General features: G+C 53.4%; 1 protein-coding gene. It reads right to left on the reverse strand.

What is annotated here, in order from left to right; genetic code table 11:
* Window positions 1-30 precede the first annotated feature (30 nt).
* Window positions 31-1,187, reverse strand: a protein-coding gene (locus GMST_RS22030; RefSeq protein WP_183356856.1) for an IS3 family transposase whose coding sequence is annotated in 2 segments (ribosomal slippage) — window positions 31-921 and window positions 924-1,187 — 1,155 coding nt in all. Because the reading frame shifts where the segments join, the coding sequence is not laid out codon by codon here.
* Window positions 1,188-1,253: the final 66 nt, after the last annotated feature.

Consider the following 1,253-nt stretch of genomic DNA (forward strand, 5'->3'; position numbering starts at 1 on the left):
TGGAATTGCCCCGATTTCGTGGACAGTCGGTTAAGCGGCTAGGTTGAGTTGATCGACCTCGAACGGGGTCCGATACCCCAGCGAGGAATGAATCCGTTTGCGGTTGTAGAACCGCTCGATGTAGTCAAAGATGCTTTGCCGAGCCTGATCACGGGTTTGGTACTGATGATGAAAGACCAGTGCTCTCTTCAGTATGGCAAAGAAGCCCTCTGCAACTGCATTGTCCCAGCAGTTACCCTTGCGGCTCATACTACAGATGGCACCGTGTTTCTCCAAAAGTGCCTGAAAGTCGTTGCTCGCGTACTGTGACCCTCGATCTGAGTGATGGATCAGACCACGCGGAGGATTCCGTCGCATCACAGCTAGAGTGAAGGCGTCAATTACCAGAGATCGCGTCATGCGCTCCGACATCGACCAGCCAACCACGGCCCGCGAGAAAAGGTCAATGACAACCGCAAGGTAGAGCCAGCCTTCGTTCGTCCAGATGTAAGTGATATCCGCGACCCAAGCCTTGTTCGGTGCATCTGGCGAGAAGTCACGGTTGAGCAGGTTTCCGGCAACCGGGAGCTTATGGTCGGAATTGGTGGTTGCCTTGAATTTACGGATCGTTTTGGCTTTCAGGCCATCTCTTCTCATCAGGCGGGCAACCCTATTATGCCCGCAGCGAGTACCGCGACGGCGTAACTCCCCGTGAACCTTAGGGCTGCCGTACTCGCCATTGCTTTCCTTGTGGATCTCCTTGATCACCTCGGACAGCGCTTTGTCTTCGGCTTTTCGTTTGCTCTCGGGTCTACGTAGCCACGCGTAGTAGCCACTTCTCGAGACATCGAGCACATCACAAAGAACAGAGACCGGAAACTCTGCCTGAAGGTGACAGATCAGCGGAAAGACTACTTCTGGTCTTGAGAGAAGATGGCCATTGCTTTTTTTAGTATGTCGCGCTCCATCTTCAACCGCTCGTTTTCTTTCTTGAGCTGGCGCAACTCTTCGGCTTCAGAGATCATATGCCCTTTGCCCGGAAATGCAGCCTCTGGCTTGGCTGACAGCTCTCGGATCCACTTGTAGAGGGTGTTCTCGTGAATGCCCATATCGAGAGCAACCTGGCTCACGCTCTCGCTCTGCTCGGTGATGAGCTTAACCGTTTCAACCTTGAATTCCCTGGAATACGTCTTCCTCTTCTTTGCCATGACAGTCCCTCCGTGCTGCCGGTTTTAGCAGCTTTTCGGACTGTCCACAAGATCGGGGAAGATCCA

The sequence above is a fragment of the Geomonas silvestris genome (assembly GCF_014193515.1).
GTDB classification, from domain to species: Bacteria; Desulfobacterota; Desulfuromonadia; order Geobacterales; family Geobacteraceae; genus Geomonas; species Geomonas silvestris.